Genomic DNA, 19,816 nt, shown 5'->3' with positions numbered 1-19,816 from the left:
GTAACGCGCCATGCCAGCCCCCGTCGCGTTCCCTCGTTCAGGGCACCAGTTCCATCCGATTGCCGGTCACGACCAACTTGACGGGATCCGTCTTCTTCCACTGCGACTTCGGAATCACCAGTTGCCACTCGGCACCGCGCCCATCGCGGAAGAACCCCGCCACGCCCACAGCTTGCGCGTCGGCTGCCATTGGCACAGACAGAGCCATCGAGGCATCAGGCACGAGCGTGATCTCCATGCTGTCGAGCAGCTCGGCCTTCAGTAACGCACTGTCGTCATTGAGCAGCGAAACGTAAGCTGTGTTTTCGAAGACCTTCGCATCCTTCAACTGATAGACGCGCATCACGACCGGTAGCGATTGTCCCTGCTCGTTCTCGTTGAGTGCGGCACGGCTTTCGATCACGAGGTTCATCTGCTTGACCTTCGTGACGAAAATCGCGCGTGTCATGCCGCCGATCGTCTCTTTCGTCGATTGCCACATACCGCAGCCAGACAGCAACGCGGCCGTCATCGCAATAGCAGCCGCCAATCGAATGCTTCGCATCATCGGATGTGCTCGCGGTGTCACAGCCAGTCTCCCGTCTTGATCGTGCATGGATAGCGCCGGCTCGGGCCGCCCACGCCTTCATACAGCACGAGCCGCACCGCAAAATGGAAGCACGCATAGCGGCCGACGAAGCGACTGAGTACGTCGCCGAACAGCGCGACGTCGCCGGACCCGGCAAAACCCGACGGCTCGATACCCACGTTCACATTCACGATACGGTCGACACGCGCCCCCACCCGTTCCGTTTCCTCATCGAGCCAAACGTGACGAATCGCGTCGATGCGTCGCCGGTTATCGTCCTCTCGCGTCCAGTCGTACAACGACAGCGCGCCGCGCAGCACATTCGCGTCCATCATGTTCAGCTCGGTTGTGCCCGCGCCATTGAAGTGAGAAATCACCCGCCAGTCATAATCGCCGCGGCGCGGCGGATACAGCGGCATCGTCGGGGCCGTCAAGTTGTGCACGCGCTCGACACCATTGAAGGTCGAAGCAGGCGTGGTAACCATCGATTCACGCAGCGCCATACGCGGCAGGCGCCCGTTGTTTGCCAACACCCGGACCGTTACGTGTCCGTCCGGCAAGCTGCCCGGTTCCGCCCACAGATGCCCGCCCAACGTCACGACCATCTCGCGTTGGCCCGTTACGCCCTGCCGAATCGAAGCGTGGTAGTACCGATCCGGCGACTCGTGCCGCATCATCCCGCCGCGGTGCCGGAATGCCTTGATCGATTGATACGGGTATTGCCTGGCGGTGCGCGGATCGGTCGCCACCACCGACAATACATCGTACGGCTCGACGTGCTCGCCTGCGGAGGCCGGGGCGCGCACCGGATAGTCGCGGTCATGCGCATTGGGACGGATTGCCTGCGCGTCCAGTTCGAGCAGATTGATCACCGGCGTGCAGAACAACCGGATGTTGTCCGCACAGAACGTGGCGTCACCGGGGATCCGGTCTCGAATCACGATTTCGAATTCAAGACGTGTTTCGCCCGGCGGCACGCTGGCCGCGTCGAAACCGCACAAATCCACGAAGTGGAACTTTTCGGGGAATGCGAAATATTCGAGCATCGTCTGCTCGCGGTCGAGATCGACGTCGCGTACATCGAGGTCGGTCGGCCACAGTCGCGCGTGCGCGCCGAAGCCCGCCGCCTCGATCGTCATCGCCGGGCGCAGTTGTAGCTGGCCGTCTAGCAGGCGCGGCATGCGCACGCCGATCGACTCCACCTGGCGCGTGAAAACCGCGTACAGCGCCGATGCAGTCGGCCGGTCGCCATGCAGGTATAGCCGGATACGCGACAGGTCGTCCACCAACCGCTGCTCGCGGTGCAGCAGGTCGAACGCGAGCCGGATTACCGTACGGCCGTCCTCGCGCATGCGCGCGCCCGCCTCGCGCACGTTGAGCGGTAGCAAGTGTATCGCCCGAGTGGTTCGATAGACACATATCGTCCCGTCCGGCCCGACCGGTGTCGAACGTACCTGCAACCCAGGCGGTAACGTATCGAGTATCCGCGCCTCGCCGGTGCGCGGCACGCACTCGAGGATGGTCAGCGACGGAATCGTGCGGCCTGTATGCGGCCACAGATGATCGAGCAGTGGATCGGTGATTTCCGGTGCCGCGTCATCGAGCTTCATCCGCAGCCGGCTCGTGAGAAACGCGAAACCCTCGTAGGTCTGCTCGACACTGTCGTGGCGCGCGCCAGGCATCGTCATTCCCACACGGCGGGCGCCTTGTGGCTGGGACCTCGCGAACTCCTTCCCCGCCTCGCGCAGATAACGCATCTCCGCATCGAAGTAGCGCAGGTATCGATCGTCATCCGCACCGACACCGCTTCCTGCAGGCTTCGTCGGATTGTTCTTGTCTTCACTCATGGCTGGAAATCCGGTGGCAGCGGCGGCAGAAGCGGCATCGTCGGCACGGCACCCGCCTTGCCGACGACGAAAATGCGATCCGGCATGCGGAACCCGCGCAGTTTCAGCAGGTCGATCGGCCCGGCGCCGACCCGCGTACGCAATACGTACGACAACGGCTCGCTGCTCCCCGTGTTCCATGTAAGCCGATAGCGCGTGCCATCGAGCGGCTTGATGTCGGCCTCGCTCAGCAGACGCAGGAATGCCCAATCGCCGGCCGAATCAAATGCCTGTCGCAGGCCTGCGTCGCGCGTCTGCCATGTGAGCCTCGCGTGCCCGTTCAGGCCGTTGCCGGGCCATGCCAGTGGGGTCCAGCGCTCCTGCTGATTGAAATAGACGATCCGCATGCCGTCGACCGACAGTTCCGATCGCGTCACGTTCGGCGTCGGCAACGCCATCATTTCGAATTTCTGCCCCGCATCGGCCTGCGGGTAAAGCTGTACCCCAACCGTCGACAACTGCCGGACGGCGCTCAGGAATGTCGGGTCGAACTGCAACGCCTGCGGTGCGAGCTCGCTGCGCGCCCAATAGTCACCCTCGAGTTTCATCACGCCGGCCAGTTGCGTCGTGATGAAGCGCGAAATCAATCCGGTATCGGGTCGTACATAGCGGCCGAACTCGGCGAAGGACGCATCGGCCTGCGTATCGAAGAACGGATAACGGCCGCTCATCGCTGCGTTGAACGGTGCGGCAACACCGGCCCGCCATGCGTCATTCAGGCTCGCGGCAGCCGGTTTCAGGATCGTCTGCCATGCGGTTTCGAGCGGCTGCGCAAACACCGTATCGCCGAAGCCCGCCCACGCCGTACCCAGGCTCGCGGCCGTGAGCGCCGCGTCGTTGCGCGCCTGGGACAATTCCGACAACTTGCCTTGAAACACGGCCTGGGCGAGCGAGCGCGCCATTACCTGAGCGTCCGGACTGCCTGCGATCTGCTGCAGCTTCAGCCGCATCGTCGTGACTGCCGTCAGGTAGCGCGACAAGCTGACACCGCTTAGCGCGATGTCGGCTGGCGTGGCGCGCTTCCCGTTTTCCGCGGCAGACGACGTGCCCGTATCGCCCATCAGCACCAGCAGTGGACCAAACGGCTTGTCGAGCGGGTTGATGACGGTTGCCCCCGCCTGTTCGTCGGCCCCGATCAGGTTCTGCGCCTTTCTCACCAGGGTCTCGGCCAGCGCCTGCGACGGCCGCCCCGCTTGCGCCTGATACTGCACGGATTTCATCAGCGCGATCAACGGTGACGTCTGAGCGTCCGCCAGTCTGGAAAGCTGCTCGATCGCGCCACCGAGGTTGGACGTCGGTTGCCACTGCAGGCTATTGAGCATGCGCTGCCATGCCGCCGTGTACTCGCCAAAATACCGGGCCGTCAATCGCTGCTTCAGTTCCTCGGCTGCGCGTTTCTCGTCGTCGATCGCCGTGGTTTGGGTCATACCGTTCGCGAGCGTATTGCCGATCCTCTGCGAAATCTGCGAGCCGGACAACACCCAGTCACCGCTGATCCGGCGTTCATGCGACGCCTTGTCGATTGCCGAGGCGACCATGCCGTCCCACGCCGCACGCGTATAGACCCCCGGGACGGTCTGTGATGCCTTGAACATTCCATGCGCATCTGCGCCATTCAGCAGCGTTTCGAGCGACGCGTCGGCGTATTTGTTTTTGACTTCGTCGAGGATACGTTGGTACACCGTGTCCTCCGCCGACGCGAGTCCCATTTGCGTGACCAGCATGTTGCGGGTCGAGGTCACGATGCGATCGTCCGTCGCTATCCGCCATTCGGGATGCGCTTTCAGGTGCTCGGCGTAGAAGCCTGCAAGCCGCCTGCCGGTATCGTCACGCTCGCCGAGCGGCATCTCGTCCGGCCGCGCCCATAGGGTGACGAGCGTACGCTTCAGAAATGCGGGCTCGGTGCGCGATGGCTCGCCGAGCATCAGATAAGTCTTGAGCGCGTTGTAGGTACTACGTCGCGTGTCCTGCGATTGCAGGCTATCGGCGCGTGCCTGATCTGCTGCCTTCAACACTTCCCCGATCGTTTGCACCACGGGCACCTGCAAGTTACGCGTCGCAGCGAGTCGGTACGGTTGCCAGAGACTGCCGAGAACATCGTCATTTCGCGACAAGCCGGCCCGCAGGTACCACGGGGCGCCATGCTGCTGCCGGTATTCGAGCCTTTCCATCAACTGTTGTAACGCCAGTTGCGCGCGCCAGGCGGCTGTGGTCTGCGGCCGCGCATCGACCGCTGCGCGCGCTGCCGCCTGCGCTTCGCGCATGAGTCGCTGGTTGCCGATGAACGATGCGGTCATCCATGCACACCACGCTATCGCCGCAATGGTCACGCCCATCGCTAGCACATCCGGCCAGTAGAATCCGACCCGCCGGCCAATGCGTCGCCGGTTGGCGATAGCGCGCCACGCGGGTAACAGTGCAGCCGGTTGCGGCGGGAACTCGATCGGGATGTTCGTCACCCTTGTGCTCGCGTCCGCGGCGATCGGCACCGGCGTCGGCATCGCCGCTGTCGCCTCAAATACCGGAGCGAACATCACACCTGCTAGCGGCGCGCGCAGCCATTGCGATGCCAAGAGCGCTTGCCAGCCGGTAACGATGTGTTCGAGCCGTGTCCCGATGTATTGCGAGATTTCGGCTAGATAGCTGACCCGCGTGGGCGCTGTACATTGCTGCACGCCCGCGTCCGCCGTACAGCGCTCAATCGCGGCAAGCTGATCGCGCAAGTCCAGCGCCGGCGGCCCCCCTTTGTATGCCGCCCGCGGAAATGCACCGATCACTTCGAACGTCTCGGGTCGATCGCCCTGCGCGGGCACGGCGTGCAGCAACGTGACAGGTGCGTCCCAGCCGATGTCGGCGGCCAGCGCGGCGAGGACGCACGGCAATTCGATATCGCGCTCGTCCACGTGCGTGACGTGCACAAGGCCGTCGACCGGGCGTCTGCTGCGCAGCTTACGGATCTGCCGGCGCCACACGCCCGCGTCGACGCCGTCAGGTGCTGCGTGTACGAGGATCGCGTTGCCAACCGGCATTGCGCCCGCGCGCTTCAGTCCCGGCGCGACCTGATCGAGCAATGTGTCCGCACCGGTCACCATCAGCCACGGTAAGCGGTATCGCCAGCGCCGGCCCTGCGATACCCGTAGTTCCTCGAACAGGCGTTGCAGACGGGCATCGCGTTTGATCTGCTGTCCCGTCGTTGAAGCAGCCTCCTTCTCGCCGGTTTGCAGACGAAACAGTTTGGCAGCGCCCACATATGCGCCAGTCGATATCGCAATCAGATGAATGATCACGATGACAACCAGCAATACCGGAATACCGATTAATGCCAGTGTGCGAGGCGTGCCATCGGGAACGCCGAGGCGCTCGCCCTGGAACCAAGCCAGCACAAGCGCTGCAACAGCAATAACCAACGCGGCAAGAGGCAGCCCCCAGACTGCGACCCGGCTGTGAGCTTCTTCGGTTAACGCCGCTTGAGGCTGCGCGTTATGCAGGTTATTTTTGGATATCGACATGCGTTGAAGCCGTTTGATCTTGGGGTAAGACATGGAGGATGGCCGAGTGCGAGCCATCGACGACGAGTTGCGGTCCGTCACTGGCACCGGACTCGATCGCCGCAGCGATCGCCAGCAGACCGTTCGCTGCCCGCATGTCGCCAACGATACGATCCAGCCGAGTCTGCGCGGCGTCTTTTGCTGCAATCACAAACCCTGCAGCGTTCAAAGCGGGGGCGCAGTTTTCAACCGGCCGCGTTATCCACGCGCGCGTCACCGACGCGGCATCGGCTTTGCCCCAGATGGCGGCGTTCGCGAAACCATATTCTGATTCAGCGGAATCACCTGCAACGGGCCTATGTAGCGCAGCCTTTCTGCTGACCTCATGCGGGAGCCCGAAACAGCCGGCATCGAACAACGCAGCCACACATCCCTCGGCGAGGCTCTCATCGATATCATCGTCGTACCACGCCGTAGCGATGACGAGGAGCGGACGGGATTCATGCGCATCGAGCCATGCATCGGCCACAAGCAACCCGTCGGTAGCCGGAACGGCCCGGACTTCCAAGGGCGGAAGCGCCGCCAGATGCATCGCAGCGCGAACCTGGGTCAAACGCATGTTCGCGACGTCCGACTCGGTCAATACGCGTACTTGGGGCCAATATGCCCTTTCGTATCGAGTTAATGCGTGAATGCTTCCAGCGAGAGGCTCAAGCGCAACGCGGATCATCTGCACAACTGGATCGGCCTTCTTCGGTACGGCAGCATTGTCAGTTGGGGTTTCCTCTTCATCCGCCATGAATGAAGCGTCCAGTGGCGGCTCATTGGACGGGCCGTCCAGTAGCGGGTCGTTGTCCTCAAAGCGATTGCACAAAACTTTTCCTGAGCCGTGCCGTGGGGCTTGCACCTTCATGATGGAGCGTTTCCCTCTCAGAACGTCGAACAAAGATGTCCCGCCAAGAGGCAGGCAATAGCCTGCTCCGAGTACATAGAGCGGTCGCTGCGCGAACCCGATCTTCTTCGCAAGCCAGCGGTCACGATGATGGTTGCGCCAGTATGCGCGGTACCACAGCCCCTCGTAGCCTGCGCGACCAAAGCCGAGCAGGACCAGAAACAGTCCGTTCGGCACCCCAATAATCAAGCCCCAAAACCTAAGGCCACTCGCGGGTTCGCTTTTCGGCCACGTCAGCAAAACAACCAGCGGACCGAACACATTACAGACAAACCAAGTTAATGCCCACGGCCAGAAGCGCATCCTGAGCGGATACGCGCTGGGGCGTCCGGCGGGAGAAAGATCGACCGGCATTACTCGAAGTGGACGTTCGGTAGCGACGAAATCAATCGACAACCACATGCACATCGATGGCCGTCCAGCGCGAACAGCTCCCCGTCGCGATCGGAATACTTGTCGGCGCCCTCGTCAATGACGGTCGGACCATGCAAGTCGCAGGTCGCATTATCGCCTTTACGTGCAAGCGGCCTGTCCATGAACATCGTCCATGGCGAGCCGCTGGTGACTTCGCCGCCATGTTCGAGCTTGTCACCTTTGCGAATGGGAGATTGCATATATCGGCTATCTAGTTGAGTAGGGTTTTTTGAATTCCCGGCACACCGCGCACCCAGGCGCACGGACAAATTAATGGAGAATTAAAGTCTATCGATCCCTTTCGTTTGTTTCAGGAACTGTCGATCGCAAGGCAACAACTTCAATTCCGCCAAGCACCACAGGAATTCGATCGCTTTCCTTTTTTTCGAGCCCCCTCCCCACAACCTCAAACGAGAAACACGGAAAATATATTGCATTAGGACATATTAAAAAATAATCAGGAACACGCATTCTTTCCTGATCTCCATATACCGAATTAACATAGGCAACAGTTCCATCCCACCCCTTTCCTTCGTATTTCCTTTGCCATACGATATTGCGCACATATCGTCCGCCAGAATCTTCCAAAGCAATTTCGTCGACTGCGGTAGTTTTATTCGCAACACTCGAACTTGACACACCCGACCCAGCCACAAAGCAACTAAACGATAGCTTACCGCGTATAGCAGCCCCATCCAGCTTCATCACAAGATAAAAATCAAATGACACAATTCCATTATTTACATTCATAGACGAATCAACCGTTTTTGACGATATATTTTCACCGAGAATGTACCCACACCGACTCTCCAAAAGAAATATATTATCTCTATAATTGGATCGACCATTAGAAGCCAACTCAGCTATCGCAGCCCCATCGAGCCAAAAAAATGCCACCAACGCTAAAAATACATTTCTCACGACAATTTCCGCCTTGTGAAATTTTCCGGCCACGTTAGATCCTCTTGATTTGGGCCCTTGAAAACCACAATATCAGTCAGAACCATTAGCGCATTAATGAACGACGTCGACCGATCTACTAGACCATTCATGTTTGGTGGATTCCTGCCTGTAGCCCCCGGATAATTCACTGCCGCAGCACAATTCGCAAAGGACTGGTTGTAATACCACACCTTAACACCGGCATTTGTTCGGATTGTCCTTCTTTCATTCACACTCATCTCGTCCGCATATTTATTCGCACTATCCACCCGTGGTCGCGCCGGATTGTTCGCCGTTGGCATTGATTTTCCGGACCAAACCCAATAAGCGCCTGCACTATGACTCGCATGACAAACATCTCTTGCAATCTCATTTCGCCACCGCACCTCCTGCTCCCCTGGTGGCAAACGCGGGTTTCGACCAATAAATTTAAAATATTTATAATAATTATTATTTCCGCCACCCATATTTCCGTTAGGATTTGTCAACTGCAGAAAACCCCGACCAAACCAACCACCGTGCAGATCTGTCGCACCATCGTTGCGATTCCCTTCCGCAAGATAGCGGAACCATCCTGTTTCCTGTGTGGCATTTGCCATAAAACACGCCTGTCGACTAGGGGTATCAAGCTTGAACTTCCTCATCGAATTGTTCAAACCCAGTCCAAATCTATCAAGCAAAGATGAAGCATAATCTGGATTTGGCGATTCCCATACTCCCTGAGAGGGCGAATTATGCGACCCGGGCTTTCTAATAACGCGATCCGGTATAAGCTGAATCATCTCCTTCTTACTGAGCCACCCGCACTTCCTGAAGTGCCGAATAAATTCAAGCGGATGAAAATACCAGAACTTCTGATCTGCTAGCGACGATTCGGACGGCAACTTGTCCAGAAACTGAAAATTCCCGAGGAACTTAATAAACGAGGCATAGCCATCTGGGTTGGTATCTTTCTGCTTGCCAAAGAATCCATCTGGTCCATTCAGACCTTTATAGCGATCGTCGTTGTACAAGGGATCCCACTCGCTGCGCGCGTTGAACACCAACCCTCTGAGCTTTGTGCGCACACCCTCTGCATTCCGCACATAGCCTGCGAGCAACTGGTTGGCATTATCGTCGTTGTTATTGTCGTATTCGAGCGGCTGGATCATTCCGGACGTTGCCTGTGGATCAGCAACGCCGGTCAGACGGCAAAGCTCATCGTATCCGCATAACCCGTCCTGATTAAACGGCGTATTGCTTTCGTCAACTTTTTGCCAGCCCTTGAAGAATGGAAAGTCGGCGTCCGACAATTTGATGATCTCGTCAGCAGCGATGTTGACATATCCTTGCGTGCCATTCTCATCGATGGGCACTGCGACCCAAGTAGCAGGAGCTTCTCCCGGCACCACCGCACTTGAAAGAATTCGCCCAAAGCGCAGCATTTCATAGCCATCACTCGGACACTCTGAATAGAGTGCTACCGCTCGATCATACAGATCATATTCATACTGTTCCGTTTCTCCGTCGTACGGGTCAGCAACCGGAACCTGTGTAAGCAGGATAACGTCGCCGCTGCTGCCACGGTCGATCCACGCGCATGTATAGCGCCGCCCCTTGTTGAACCACGCTTCCACATAAAGGATGTCTTGCTCACCAATTGAGCCGCCTGGCAGTCGCGGAAACCAGTCGTCCGTCATACCCGCCGGCTGCGCGACAAAATCCTGTGGACCCTTAATGATGAAATAGGAATGTCCCCAGTAGTCGCTCGACGCAGGCTGAACAAGATCTTTCTCACCCAGTTGAACGTGGTGGCCGTCCTGATCAAACCAGGCTGTAAAGTCAGCATCCGACATGAAAACTTCGAAATGCAGATGCCGCACCCCCTGATGCTGACCGACGTATCCGAGCATGTCCTTGCGGTACACCTTCTTTGCGCCGCCCGGCTGAACGATTCCGTCTTTGCCGCCCGCCGTATCGAGCAGCCATTTGGGGAGGGCACTCATCGATCCCTCGGCCGGCGGATCGGTTGGCTGGGGAGCAAGCCACTCCTGTTCGGTCATGTCCAGCAAATGCATATATAGTGAGTAGAACGTGATCGTTCGCCCATGTCCTGTCTCTGTCTTATGTCTGAGTAAGACGAATCCCGCATTCGAGTTCAGCGCCGGTTGTCCAGTCGGATCTTTCGCGCCATCAGACAGAGCGCTTTTGCAAACGCGATACGCGACCACCTCGCCGTCAGCAATTGCCCGCACCGGTTCGTGCTGCTCGCCCGGATCCAGGTGAATGCCACAGTGAAAGCGCCGGTCGAAGGCAACGGGATAGACCCCATGATGACCAATCTCGAACTGATCGACGACGTCCATCATAGGGTCCGTCTTTGACGCATCACTAGACGTCGCGCCCGATACGGGAAGGAAGGGAGGGCTGATGATCATGGCTTCAGTGGGACGACGAGTACCGGTCAGAAATCTTCAGGTTGGCCTGCGGTAGCGACGGCAATGGTGTCGTGACGTTGTTCGGCCCGTGAAACGAGAATGACGCCGCCTTTATCGTGAAGGCGCCGGGACAGTGAAATGTCATGTTGCCGTTCTCGATTACGAGCGAAGCTCCACCGCTGTTGAGTGTGATCTTCGACTTGGCCGACACTTGGACGTCCGCACTTTGGCTCGCGACGCGCAACTGCTGCTTCGAGAACAAGTCCATCCCGTCCGTAAGCGCCGCCATCATGACCTTGCCCTTCGCTGCGACAAAATTCAGCCCAAGCTTGTGCGCGCACAGCGAGATCAGGTCACCCGCCACCATGCGCAGCCGCCTGACGATGCTCACGTCCATGTCCCGGCCTGCGGTGACAATCACGTTCTCGCCCGTCGATTGCTGCAGTGATTTCGGTGTCACGAACGCGATGCCGCCGGGAGCACTCGCAAGCAGCCCCGCGTCGCGGAGCTGATCGAGGCCGTCGAGCAGCGCCGCCTGCGTCGCACGGTCCGCAGGGTCGGCCTTGGCTTGCGTCGTCGCAGCCGCGAGGTCCGTTACACGCTGCAATGCTGTCTTGAGTTGCGCGATAGCGGCGGGCATGTCGAGATGCGGTGTCTCGGATCCACCTGCTGCGTCTGCCGAAACGAACAGCCCCTTCGGCGCGCGCAACGTGCCCCAGTTCTGCGTGGTCAATTCGAAGCCCTGGCCGCGCTTGTTCTTGTCCCTGTCGACCAGATGGCCCATGTTGAGCGACGACTGCCCGAACACCGTCGCCAACCGGATACCCTCGTGGTCTTTCAGATCCTCGAAGCGCAACTTGTTGCCGAGCAAGGGCGAGCGGAATACGGCGCGGCTGTACCACCCTTCCTTGCCGTGGACGAGGTCGCGACGCGCATGGTCATGCAGCGCCCCTGCGATCAGCAGGCGGTCGCAATTTCCCTGGGTCGCGACGACGCGTACTTCGGACCGCGGCAGCAAGGGGATGTGCAGGCCGCCCTGATACGACGCCGACGTACGCAGCGCGCGCAACGGCATGCTGTTCGTGCCGCGCTTGCCGCTGTGCCGAGTGAACAGGAGTCTGACGCGATAGCGGCCATATTCGTCCATCCATGCGTACGGCTCGTCATCGCCTGACTCGACCACACCGATCAGCATGCCGGCGATCCATCGCCAATGCTTTTCAGGAACGTATTCGGGCCGGTAGGTCTGATGCGCGGGGATCGCTTCAAAGGTGTTGACCACCGACTGGCTCCGGCTACCGGTCGTGACGAGCTTCGTGATCACCATCCCGTGCGGCGCCTCGTGCACCTCGTCATTGGTGATCCGCACCACCATGCCAGGCGTCATGCCGATGACGTTACTCGTGCCGTTGAGCCGCACTTGCCGCGTGAGCAGTTCGTCACGCCGCGCGTCAGCCAGCGCCTGCCCTTCCTCGACCGAATGGAAATGCTCGACGCTGCGGTTCACGCTCCCGTATACCGAGCGATCGTCATAGGCCACGATCGATTCGACCTGCAGCGGATCGTCAGGTATGCGGTAGTTGCGATCCCATTCGCGAACCGTCTGCGGCACCAGCGCGCGCGTGACTTCCAGCGTCAGAATCGCCTCGTGCCAGCTCGTCAGACCGGAATGCGGCATCACCGGCACCTCGAGCGCTCGCATATAGCCTCGAGGCGTATTGCCGAACACCAACGTGTCGCGTTGCGGGCCGTCCTCCTTCTTCGCCTGCTTGAAGTAGTAATAGACTCCCACGCGCCGGCAGTGCCGGTCGATAAAGTTCGCGACCGTCTCTTCGTACATCACGGTTTGCTCGAACTTCCCGTCGAGCCCTTCCAGCTCGAACTCGACGTCGAAGGATTGGAACAAGTCGCGATCGACGATCATGTCGCTCAGCAGCTCGCGCAACGACCTGTCCAGCAATACGGCCGAATCGTGCACCTCTTCAAGCAGCGAGAAACGCGGCTTCAGATGGACTTGGTAGGTGGCTTCGTCGCGAGACGTTCTGACGCGAGTCCATTGTGTTACGACGCCGTGCACGGTACGCGCTGCATGCCGAACCGGATGGATCACATCCGCCATCGACGGCACGGAAGCGTGTTCCTCGATCGTGAAGACTGCCGGCTGGCCCACAATCGTCGCGCCGTTGATCCGCTTGTCCTGCGAGGTCACGATGATGTCCGCGAGGAATCGCGTATTCATTTCCTCGGTCAGAACGAATGACAGAACGGAGACCGGCGCATCGAGCGCCGCGATCTCGAGATGCAGCGGTTGGGTGACGACCGAATTGGGGTGTTTCAGTACATCCTGAATGGTTCGCATGGTTGCCGTTGAACGAGAGGTTTTACGCCGGCACGTTCTCCCATTCACGCATTCAGGGACGCAGTGCCACAACGCTCTCGCCAGTGAAGCATGTGTTCACGAAAATGAACACGCACCGGCCACAGATCTGGCAATGCGGAATTTTTACAGAATCACATAAATCACTTATCTATTTTATAAATTTTTATTTACTATTAATTAACTTTCTATTTTTTACTATCCCTTATTACCTCAAACCGCGACCCCCAAAAGCATCGCTAAAATCAAACAACTGAATAGGAAATATAGGTCATCATGGGATACAAAAAGGGCTCTCGGCCATCATACGAGAAAGTCAATTCTATCAAAATGAAAGCATATTTCATAAATTATAATATCCTAAAAAATCCCCTATAAATCCTCGACATGCCGAACGATATCAATCCATCTATCTGATACATAATCGAATTTTCGAAATGTAGAAAATTGTCACACTCCAACGTCGGCGCGACATCGGTGACGGATGGATGTCGCGCCCCACAGATCCACTTTCCGACTTTACGACTCGACATCCTCCAGACTGAACACTTCCGTCTTGTCGTTGTACGAAAAGACCTCCCCGTACCGCCCCCAGTCGATCACCGCATCGAGCGTTTCCTCCGCCGCTTCGTCGGACAGGAAATCCTCCAGCTCCTGCTCGAAGCGCACGCGCGGCGCGCGATGGCCCGGGCGCTCGTTCAGCACCTTCCGGATCCGCGCAGCGAGCGGCACGTGCTTCAGCAGGTGATCCGCGAACATCAGCTTGCGCTCCTGCGTGCCGAATTCCGCGAACACGCGCGCGGGCGGCGTCAGGAACACGTCGCCCTCACGCACGTCGGCGAACCCGAGGTGCTGCAGCACTTCCGCGATCGGAAACAGTTCGTCGACTTCCAGATGCAGCGAACGCGCGATTTCCGGCATGTCCGCACGACCGTGGTACGGCGCCATCGCGAGCGTCTCGATCAGGCCGGCCATCAGGTTGGTCGACACGCGCGGCATCCAGCTGCCCAGTTCCAGCCCCTTCTTCGTCGCTTCGCCGGTCTGACGGGCGGTCATCTTCGCGTAGATGTCGTCGACGAGCTTGCGGAAATCGGTGTCGAGCCGGTTGCGCGGGTGCTTGAACGGCACCTTGATCTCGGCGATCACGCGGCCCGGGTTCGACGACAGCACGAGAATGCGATCGCACATGAACACCGCTTCCTCGATGTTGTGCGTGACGATCAGCACCGACTTGATCGGCATGCGGCCTTGCGTCCACAGATCGAGCAAATCGGTACGCAGCGTTTCGGCCGTCAGCACGTCGAGTGCGGAGAACGGCTCGTCCATCAGCAGAATGGTCGGATCGACGACCAGTGCGCGTGCAAAACCGACGCGCTGACGCATGCCGCCCGACAGTTCTCGCGGGTACGCGTTCTCGAAGCCGTCGAGACCGATCAGGTCGATCGCGGCCAGCGCGCGTTCGCGCCGCTCGCGCGCGCCGACGCCGAGCGCCTCCAACCCGGCTTCCACGTTCTGCAACACGGTGAGCCACGGGAACAGCGCGAAAGTCTGGAACACCATCGCGACGCCTTCGGCCGGGCCGCGCAGCGGCTTGCCGAGATAGGTCACTTCGCCGCCGGTCGGCTCGATCAGCCCGGCGATGATCCGCAGCAGCGTCGACTTGCCCGAGCCCGAGCGGCCGAGCAGGCCGACGATCTCGCCTTCGCGCAGCGACAGGTTCGCGTCGTCGAGCACGAGCAGTTCGCCCTGCGTCTTGTTGAAGCCGCGGTTCACGTGCTCGACGCGCAGGATTTCTTCGCCGAGCCGCGGCGGCTGCAGCGGTTGAGACGTCTTGACGGGGGCGTTGACAACGGTCGAATTTTGCATCGCGCTTACTCTCAATCGAGACGGAGCCGGGATTCCGCATAGGCGTACATCGGACGCCACAGCAGGCGGTTGAACAAGGTAACGAACAGGGACATCACGGCGATGCCCAGGATGATCTTCGGGAAATCCCCGGCGGCGGTGGTCTGTGCGATATACGCGCCGAGGCCGTGCGCGACGACCTTCGTGTCGCCCCACTGCACGAACTCCGACACGATGCTCGCGTTCCACGCACCGCCCGACGCGGTGATCGCGCCCGTCACGTAGTACGGGAAGATGCCGGGCAGCATCGCCTGGCGCCACCACTGCCAGCCGCGGATGCGGAAATTCTTCGTCGCTTCCTTGTAATCGTTCGGATAGGACATCGCGCCCGCGATCACGTTGAACAGGATGTACCACTGCGTGCCGAGCACGATCAGCGGCGACAGCCAGATGTCTGCGTTCAGGTGGAAATGGACGATGACGATCACGAACACCGGAAACAGCAGGTTCGCCGGGAACGCGGCGAGGAACTGCGCGAGCGGCTGGATCTTCTCGGCCAGCTTCGGGCGCAGCCCGATCAGCACGCCGAGCGGCACCCAGATCACCGATGCGATCGCGATCAGCACCAGCACGCGCAGCAGCGTGATGAGCCCGAGCACGAGCACGTGGCCGACCTCGGCCATCGTCACGCCGGTCGCGACGAAGCTGACGACGCGCCATGCGACGTACGCCGTCAGCACGATCACGAACGCGGCCCACACGATGTCGCCGATGCGCGACGAACGGTGCGCGGATGCGCCGCGCACGCGCGTGCCCGTCAGCGACGGCACGCGCAGCGGAATCCGCGCGGCCTGCGACAGCAGCCAGCCGGCCGGCACGAGCAACTGATGGATCAGGTGCGTGCGACGCATCATGTCGAGCAGCCACGACTGCGGCGCATCGCCCGACGCGGTGTTCTCCATCCGGAACTTGTCGGCCCACGCGACGAGCGGGCGGAACAGGAACTGGTCGTAGGCAAGGATCACGACCGACATCGCGACGATCACCCAGCCGACCGCGCCGAGATTCTTGTCCGCGATCGCCTGCGCGAGATACGCGCCGATGCCCGGCAGCGTGATCGTCTGGTTGCCGACCGTGATCGCCTCCGACGCGACGACGAAGAACCAGCCACCCGACATCGACATCATCATGTTCCAGATCAGGCCCGGCATCGAGAACGGCACTTCGAGCTTCCAGAAGCGCTGCCACGACGTCAGATGAAAGCCGCGCGACACTTCGCTCAGGTCGCGCGGCACCGTGCGCAGCGATTGATAGAAGCTGAACGTCATGTTCCATGCCTGGCTCGTGAAGATCGCGAAGATCGCGGCCAGCTCCGCACCGAGCACGCGGCCCGGAAACAGCGCGAGGAAGAACGTGACCGTAAACGAGATGTAGCCGAGCACCGGCACCGACTGCAGGATGTCGAGGATCGGGATCAGCACCATGCCCGCGCGGCGGCTTTTCGCGGCGAGCGTGCCGTAGACGAGCGTGAACGCGAGCGACGCGACCATCGCGGCGAGCATCCGCAGCGTGGTGCGCAACGCGTATTCAGGCAGGTTCGACGGATCGAGCGAGATCTTCTGCGTCTGCAGCACGCCGATCGGCGCCATCGTCTCGTGAAAGCCGACGATCGCCATCGCGAGCATGCCGATGATCAACGGAAACGCGACCGCGTCCCAGCGGTTGGGCAGCACGCGCCACGCCGACGCGTTGGCGGTGCGATTCGGATCGAAGAAACGGATATCCATCGGTAGCGTCTTGTGTCTTGTGTTGAATTAAAAATCGATGGGTCCGGACGCATGCCGCGCAGCCCGCTCGCAGCCGCGGGGCGAATCAGGACAGCCCGTGCAGTGCGAACGGCAGCGCCGAGCCTTCCTTGACGAAGCGTGGATCGACGCCGAGATGAGTGCCGGCATCGACGATGCCGCCGGCAATGATCGAAGAAAACAGCGCGAAGCTGGCGGGGCGCATGCGGTGACCGACCGCACCGCCCGTTTCCGTTGCCGCGAGGTTCGGCATGAAGGGCTCCGGAGAGGGTATTCGGAGTGGGAGGCTATCGGGCGGCCGTGACGCAAATGTGACATGTCACTTACAGGACATTGACGGGTCATCCGGCGGGCGGCGCGCATCCCGCCGCCGGGCGCGCACACGGGGGCTCGATCTCGCAACGCGCGGGAATAAATCCGCCGCCTCGCCGGTATCGCATGCGAAGGCGCCGGCTTATTCCAGGACGATCCGGCCGTCCGGTTTCGTCACACGAATGCGAGGCTTACATGTCTTCATCGACCCCCACCCGCCCGTCGCGCCGCAAGGCCTTGCAATGCATGGCCTTCGGCGGCCTCGGCACGCTGTTCACGCTGTCGGGCGGCATCCTCACGCCGTTCGACCTCGCGCTCGCGCAGACCGGCGACGCGCACCCGGCCGACGCGGGGCGGCCGCTGTTCGTGCAGATCAGCGATACGCACATCGGTTTCAACAAGGACGCGAATCCCGACGTGTCGGCCACGCTGAAGCAGACGATCGATCTCGTCAACGGGATGCCTGCGCTGCCCGCACTGGCGATCCACACCGGCGACATCACGCATCTGTCCAAGCCCGAGGAATTCGACCACGCGTCGCAGTTGCTGTCCGCGCTGCGCGTGCCGGAACTGCACACGGTGCCCGGCGAGCACGACGTCACCGACGGTTCGGGCGCCGAATATTTCGGCCGGTTCGGCAAGGCGTCGGACAGCCGCGGCTATTACAGCTTCGATCACGCGGGCGTGCACTTCATCGGGCTCGTCAACGTGATGCACTTCAAGCCGAACGGGCTCGGCAGCTTCGGCGACGAACAGCTCGCGTGGCTCGCGCAGGACCTGAGAGGCCGCTCGTCGAGCACGCCGATCGTCGTGTTCTCGCACATGCCGATGTGGACCATCTACGAACCATGGGGCTGGGGCACCGGCGACGCGCCGCAGACGATGGCGCTGCTGCGCCGCTTCGGCTCGGTCACCGTGCTGAACGGGCACATCCATCAGATCGTGTCGAAGGTCGAGGGCAACGTGACGTTCCATACCGCCCGCTCGACCGCGTTCCCGCAGCCGACGGCCGGCAACGGGCCGGGCCCCGTGCCGCTCACGGTGCCGCACGACCGGCTGCCGTCGATGCTCGGCGTGACGACCGTCGAGTTCGCCGGCCATCCGGTCGCGTCGTCGCTGCACGATGCGACGCTCGCGTGACAAAAATAAGGAGACCGACATGATCCGCTTCAAACCATCCCGAATCATCGCCGTGCTGATGCTGTTCGGCGCGGCTGCCGGTACGCCGCTGGCCGCGTTCGCGCAGGGCCCGAACGGCCCGCTCGTGACAATCCGCAATTTCATGTTCTCGCCGATGTCGACCACGATCAAGGCCGGCACGACGATCACGTGGAAGAACCTCGACGCGGAGCCGCATACCGTCGTCAACGACGCCGGCATCTTCCATTCGAAGGCGCTCGACCAGGACGAGACGTATTCGTTCCGCTTCGACAAGCCGGGCGTCTACAAGGTGTTCTGCGGAATTCATCCGTATATGAAGGAGACGATCACCGTCGAATGACGCGGCTCGCCACGCAACGCGCCGGGAACGACGGGCGGCAGCAAAAAACACAAGCCGCCATTGCGCAGCGGGCGCCCCCGCGCTGTCGATCGCCTAAACTGAATCGAACTGTTCGGTTCCGACCCACCGTCACACGCAGCGAGGCAAGCCATGACCGCGAGCCAGCCGGCACGCATGGACCTCCCCGGGCAAGTCGTGCTCGTGCTCCAGGGCGGCGGCGCCCTGGGCGCGTTCCAGCTGGGTGTATTCCAGGCAATGGACGAGGCCGGAATCCGGCCCGACTGGGTGGTCGGCACGTCGATCGGCGCGATCAACGCGGCGTTGATCGCGGGGAATCCGCCCGAACGGCGCTACGACCAGTTGTCGGCATTCTGGCATCGCGTGACGGAGCGCACCCGCTTCGACGTCCCGCCGCTGCTGCCCGGCTGGGACCGGGCGCTGGCCGAGCTGATGATCATCGGCGGCGGCATCACGGGATTCTTCCAGCCCAATCCGGCGTCGTGGCTCGGGCCGATGGTGCGGCTCGGCGTCGATCGCGCGTCGTACTACCGGATCACGCCGCTGCGCGACACGCTGGCGTCGCTGGTCGATCCCGACCTGCTGAACGCCGGCCATCCGCGGCTGACCGTCAGCGCGGTCAACGCCTGCACGGGGACGATGCGCTATTTCGATTCGCGCGATACGCCGCTCGGAATCGACCACATCATGAGCTCGGGCGCGCTGCCGCCCGCGTTCCCGGCGATACGGATCGACGGCGCGCCGTACTGGGACGGCGGCGTGTATTCGAATACGCCGGTCGAGGTCGTGCTCGACGACAACCCGCGCCGCAGCGCGGTCATCTTCTCGGTGCAGATGTGGAATCCGGCCGGCCCGGAGCCCGAGAGCATCTGGCAGGTGTCGGAACGACAAAAGGACATCCAGTACGCGAGCCGCACCGACAGCCACATCGCGCGCCAGCAGCAGATTCACCGGTTGCGTCACGTGATCCGCGAACTGGTCCGGCACGTGCCGGAAGCCGACCGCGCGTCGCCGGCCGTGCGCCAGCTCGCCGCGTGGGGATGCGAGACCACGATGCACCTGATCAAGCTCGCCGCGCCGCGACTCGACAGCGACAATCAGTGGAAGGACATCGATTTCACGCCTGCCGGCATCGCGGCCCGCCGGGAGGCTGGCTACGACGCGGCGAAACGGGCCATTGCCGCGCGGCCATGGGAACTGCCGATGGACCCGACGGAAGGCTTGACGGTGTTCGATCCGGACGCCGCGCCGGTCGCGGAAAAAACGGCGTGACGCGCGGCAGGCACCGCCT

The 19,816-nt window shown here is 61.0% G+C and carries 14 protein-coding genes; 3 read left to right on the top strand and 11 right to left on the bottom strand.

Annotated features, from left to right (window positions below; genetic code table 11):
* Positions 1-37: 37 nt before the first annotated feature.
* From tssJ to J8I33_RS21010, 11 genes are all read right to left on the bottom strand, one after another.
* Positions 38-547 (bottom strand): type VI secretion system lipoprotein TssJ, encoded by a 510-nt coding sequence (gene tssJ / locus J8I33_RS21060; RefSeq protein ID WP_176015801.1) that lies wholly within the window; start codon positions 545-547, stop codon positions 38-40.
* A 17-nt stretch (positions 548-564) separates the two neighbouring features.
* Entirely contained in the window at positions 565-2,415 is a 1,851-nt protein-coding gene (gene tssF / locus J8I33_RS21055; RefSeq protein WP_209924846.1) for a type VI secretion system baseplate subunit TssF, read from the bottom strand.
* On the bottom strand, positions 2,412-5,996 hold the full coding sequence (locus J8I33_RS21050; protein WP_245170140.1) for an ImcF-related family protein: 3,585 nt from the start codon (positions 5,994-5,996) through the stop codon (positions 2,412-2,414). The genes tssF and J8I33_RS21050 overlap by 4 nt, the downstream gene beginning before the upstream one ends.
* Complete coding sequence (locus tag J8I33_RS21045) at positions 5,944-7,248, bottom strand: hypothetical protein (RefSeq protein ID WP_209924944.1); 1,305 nt, start codon at positions 7,246-7,248, stop codon at positions 5,944-5,946. The genes J8I33_RS21050 and J8I33_RS21045 overlap by 53 nt, the downstream gene beginning before the upstream one ends.
* The gene (locus J8I33_RS21040) at positions 7,248-7,508 is read right to left on the bottom strand and encodes a PAAR domain-containing protein (RefSeq protein ID WP_209924845.1); all 261 of its coding nucleotides are present in this window, start codon (positions 7,506-7,508) and stop codon (positions 7,248-7,250) included. The genes J8I33_RS21045 and J8I33_RS21040 overlap by 1 nt, the downstream gene beginning before the upstream one ends.
* A gap of 88 nt (positions 7,509-7,596) precedes the next feature.
* Positions 7,597-8,229, bottom strand: a complete 633-nt coding sequence (locus J8I33_RS21035) for a hypothetical protein (RefSeq protein WP_209939015.1) — start codon at positions 8,227-8,229, stop codon at positions 7,597-7,599.
* Positions 8,226-10,595: a hypothetical protein gene (locus tag J8I33_RS21030; protein WP_348522253.1), complete on the bottom strand. Its 2,370-nt coding sequence runs from the start codon at positions 10,593-10,595 to the stop codon at positions 8,226-8,228. The genes J8I33_RS21035 and J8I33_RS21030 overlap by 4 nt, the downstream gene beginning before the upstream one ends.
* Positions 10,596-10,671: 76 nt before the next feature.
* Complete coding sequence (locus J8I33_RS21025; protein ID WP_209939014.1) at positions 10,672-13,026, bottom strand: type VI secretion system tip protein VgrG; 2,355 nt, start codon at positions 13,024-13,026, stop codon at positions 10,672-10,674.
* Between the two features lie 537 nt (positions 13,027-13,563).
* Complete coding sequence (locus J8I33_RS21020) at positions 13,564-14,910, bottom strand: nitrate/sulfonate/bicarbonate ABC transporter ATP-binding protein (protein WP_209924841.1); 1,347 nt, start codon at positions 14,908-14,910, stop codon at positions 13,564-13,566.
* Positions 14,911-14,921: 11 nt separating this feature from the next.
* On the bottom strand, positions 14,922-16,676 hold the full coding sequence (locus J8I33_RS21015) for an ABC transporter permease subunit (RefSeq protein WP_209924840.1): 1,755 nt from the start codon (positions 16,674-16,676) through the stop codon (positions 14,922-14,924).
* An 85-nt stretch (positions 16,677-16,761) separates the two neighbouring features.
* The gene (locus tag J8I33_RS21010) at positions 16,762-16,947 is read right to left on the bottom strand and encodes a phosphate transporter (RefSeq protein WP_209939013.1); all 186 of its coding nucleotides are present in this window, start codon (positions 16,945-16,947) and stop codon (positions 16,762-16,764) included.
* A 254-nt stretch (positions 16,948-17,201) separates the two neighbouring features.
* Here J8I33_RS21010 and J8I33_RS21005 point away from each other — a divergent pair, with 254 nt between their 5' ends.
* The 3 genes from J8I33_RS21005 to J8I33_RS20995 all read left to right on the top strand — a co-directional run bounded on the left by J8I33_RS21005 (position 17,202) and on the right by J8I33_RS20995 (position 19,797).
* On the top strand, positions 17,202-18,146 hold the full coding sequence (locus J8I33_RS21005; RefSeq protein ID WP_209939012.1) for a metallophosphoesterase: 945 nt from the start codon (positions 17,202-17,204) through the stop codon (positions 18,144-18,146).
* 19 nt (positions 18,147-18,165) lie between these two features.
* Positions 18,166-18,507, top strand: coding sequence for a cupredoxin family copper-binding protein (locus J8I33_RS21000; protein WP_175976419.1), 342 nt, complete (start codon positions 18,166-18,168; stop codon positions 18,505-18,507).
* A 150-nt stretch (positions 18,508-18,657) separates the two neighbouring features.
* Positions 18,658-19,797: a patatin-like phospholipase family protein gene (locus J8I33_RS20995; protein ID WP_209939011.1), complete on the top strand. Its 1,140-nt coding sequence runs from the start codon at positions 18,658-18,660 to the stop codon at positions 19,795-19,797.
* Positions 19,798-19,816: the final 19 nt, after the last annotated feature.

The organism is Burkholderia sp. AcTa6-5, assembly GCF_017815075.1.
GTDB lineage: Bacteria > Pseudomonadota > Gammaproteobacteria > Burkholderiales > Burkholderiaceae > Burkholderia > Burkholderia sola.
Note: the sequence above shows the minus strand (reverse complement) of the source record. Positions and strands in the feature narration are given on the sequence as shown.

What these genes read in the sequence shown, in the direction of transcription:
- tssJ (WP_176015801.1), bottom strand. Translation starts at nt 547, where the DNA reads ATGATGCGAAGCATTCGATTGGCGGCTGCTATTGCGATGACGGCCGCG.
- tssF (WP_209924846.1), bottom strand. Translation starts at nt 2,415, where the DNA reads ATGAGTGAAGACAAGAACAATCCGACGAAGCCTGCAGGAAGCGGTGTC.
- J8I33_RS21050 (WP_245170140.1), bottom strand. Translation starts at nt 5,996, where the DNA reads ATGTCTTACCCCAAGATCAAACGGCTTCAACGCATGTCGATATCCAAA.
- J8I33_RS21045 (WP_209924944.1), bottom strand. Translation starts at nt 7,248, where the DNA reads ATGCCGGTCGATCTTTCTCCCGCCGGACGCCCCAGCGCGTATCCGCTC.
- J8I33_RS21040 (WP_209924845.1), bottom strand. Translation starts at nt 7,508, where the DNA reads ATGCAATCTCCCATTCGCAAAGGTGACAAGCTCGAACATGGCGGCGAA.
- J8I33_RS21030 (WP_348522253.1), bottom strand. Translation starts at nt 10,595, where the DNA reads ATGGACGTCGTCGATCAGTTCGAGATTGGTCATCATGGGGTCTATCCC.
- J8I33_RS21025 (WP_209939014.1), bottom strand. Translation starts at nt 13,026, where the DNA reads ATGCGAACCATTCAGGATGTACTGAAACACCCCAATTCGGTCGTCACC.
- J8I33_RS21020 (WP_209924841.1), bottom strand. Translation starts at nt 14,910, where the DNA reads ATGCAAAATTCGACCGTTGTCAACGCCCCCGTCAAGACGTCTCAACCG.
- J8I33_RS21015 (WP_209924840.1), bottom strand. Translation starts at nt 16,676, where the DNA reads ATGGATATCCGTTTCTTCGATCCGAATCGCACCGCCAACGCGTCGGCG.
- J8I33_RS21010 (WP_209939013.1), bottom strand. Translation starts at nt 16,947, where the DNA reads ATGCCGAACCTCGCGGCAACGGAAACGGGCGGTGCGGTCGGTCACCGC.
- J8I33_RS21005 (WP_209939012.1), top strand. Translation starts at nt 17,202, where the DNA reads ATGTCTTCATCGACCCCCACCCGCCCGTCGCGCCGCAAGGCCTTGCAA.
- J8I33_RS21000 (WP_175976419.1), top strand. Translation starts at nt 18,166, where the DNA reads ATGATCCGCTTCAAACCATCCCGAATCATCGCCGTGCTGATGCTGTTC.
- J8I33_RS20995 (WP_209939011.1), top strand. Translation starts at nt 18,658, where the DNA reads ATGACCGCGAGCCAGCCGGCACGCATGGACCTCCCCGGGCAAGTCGTG.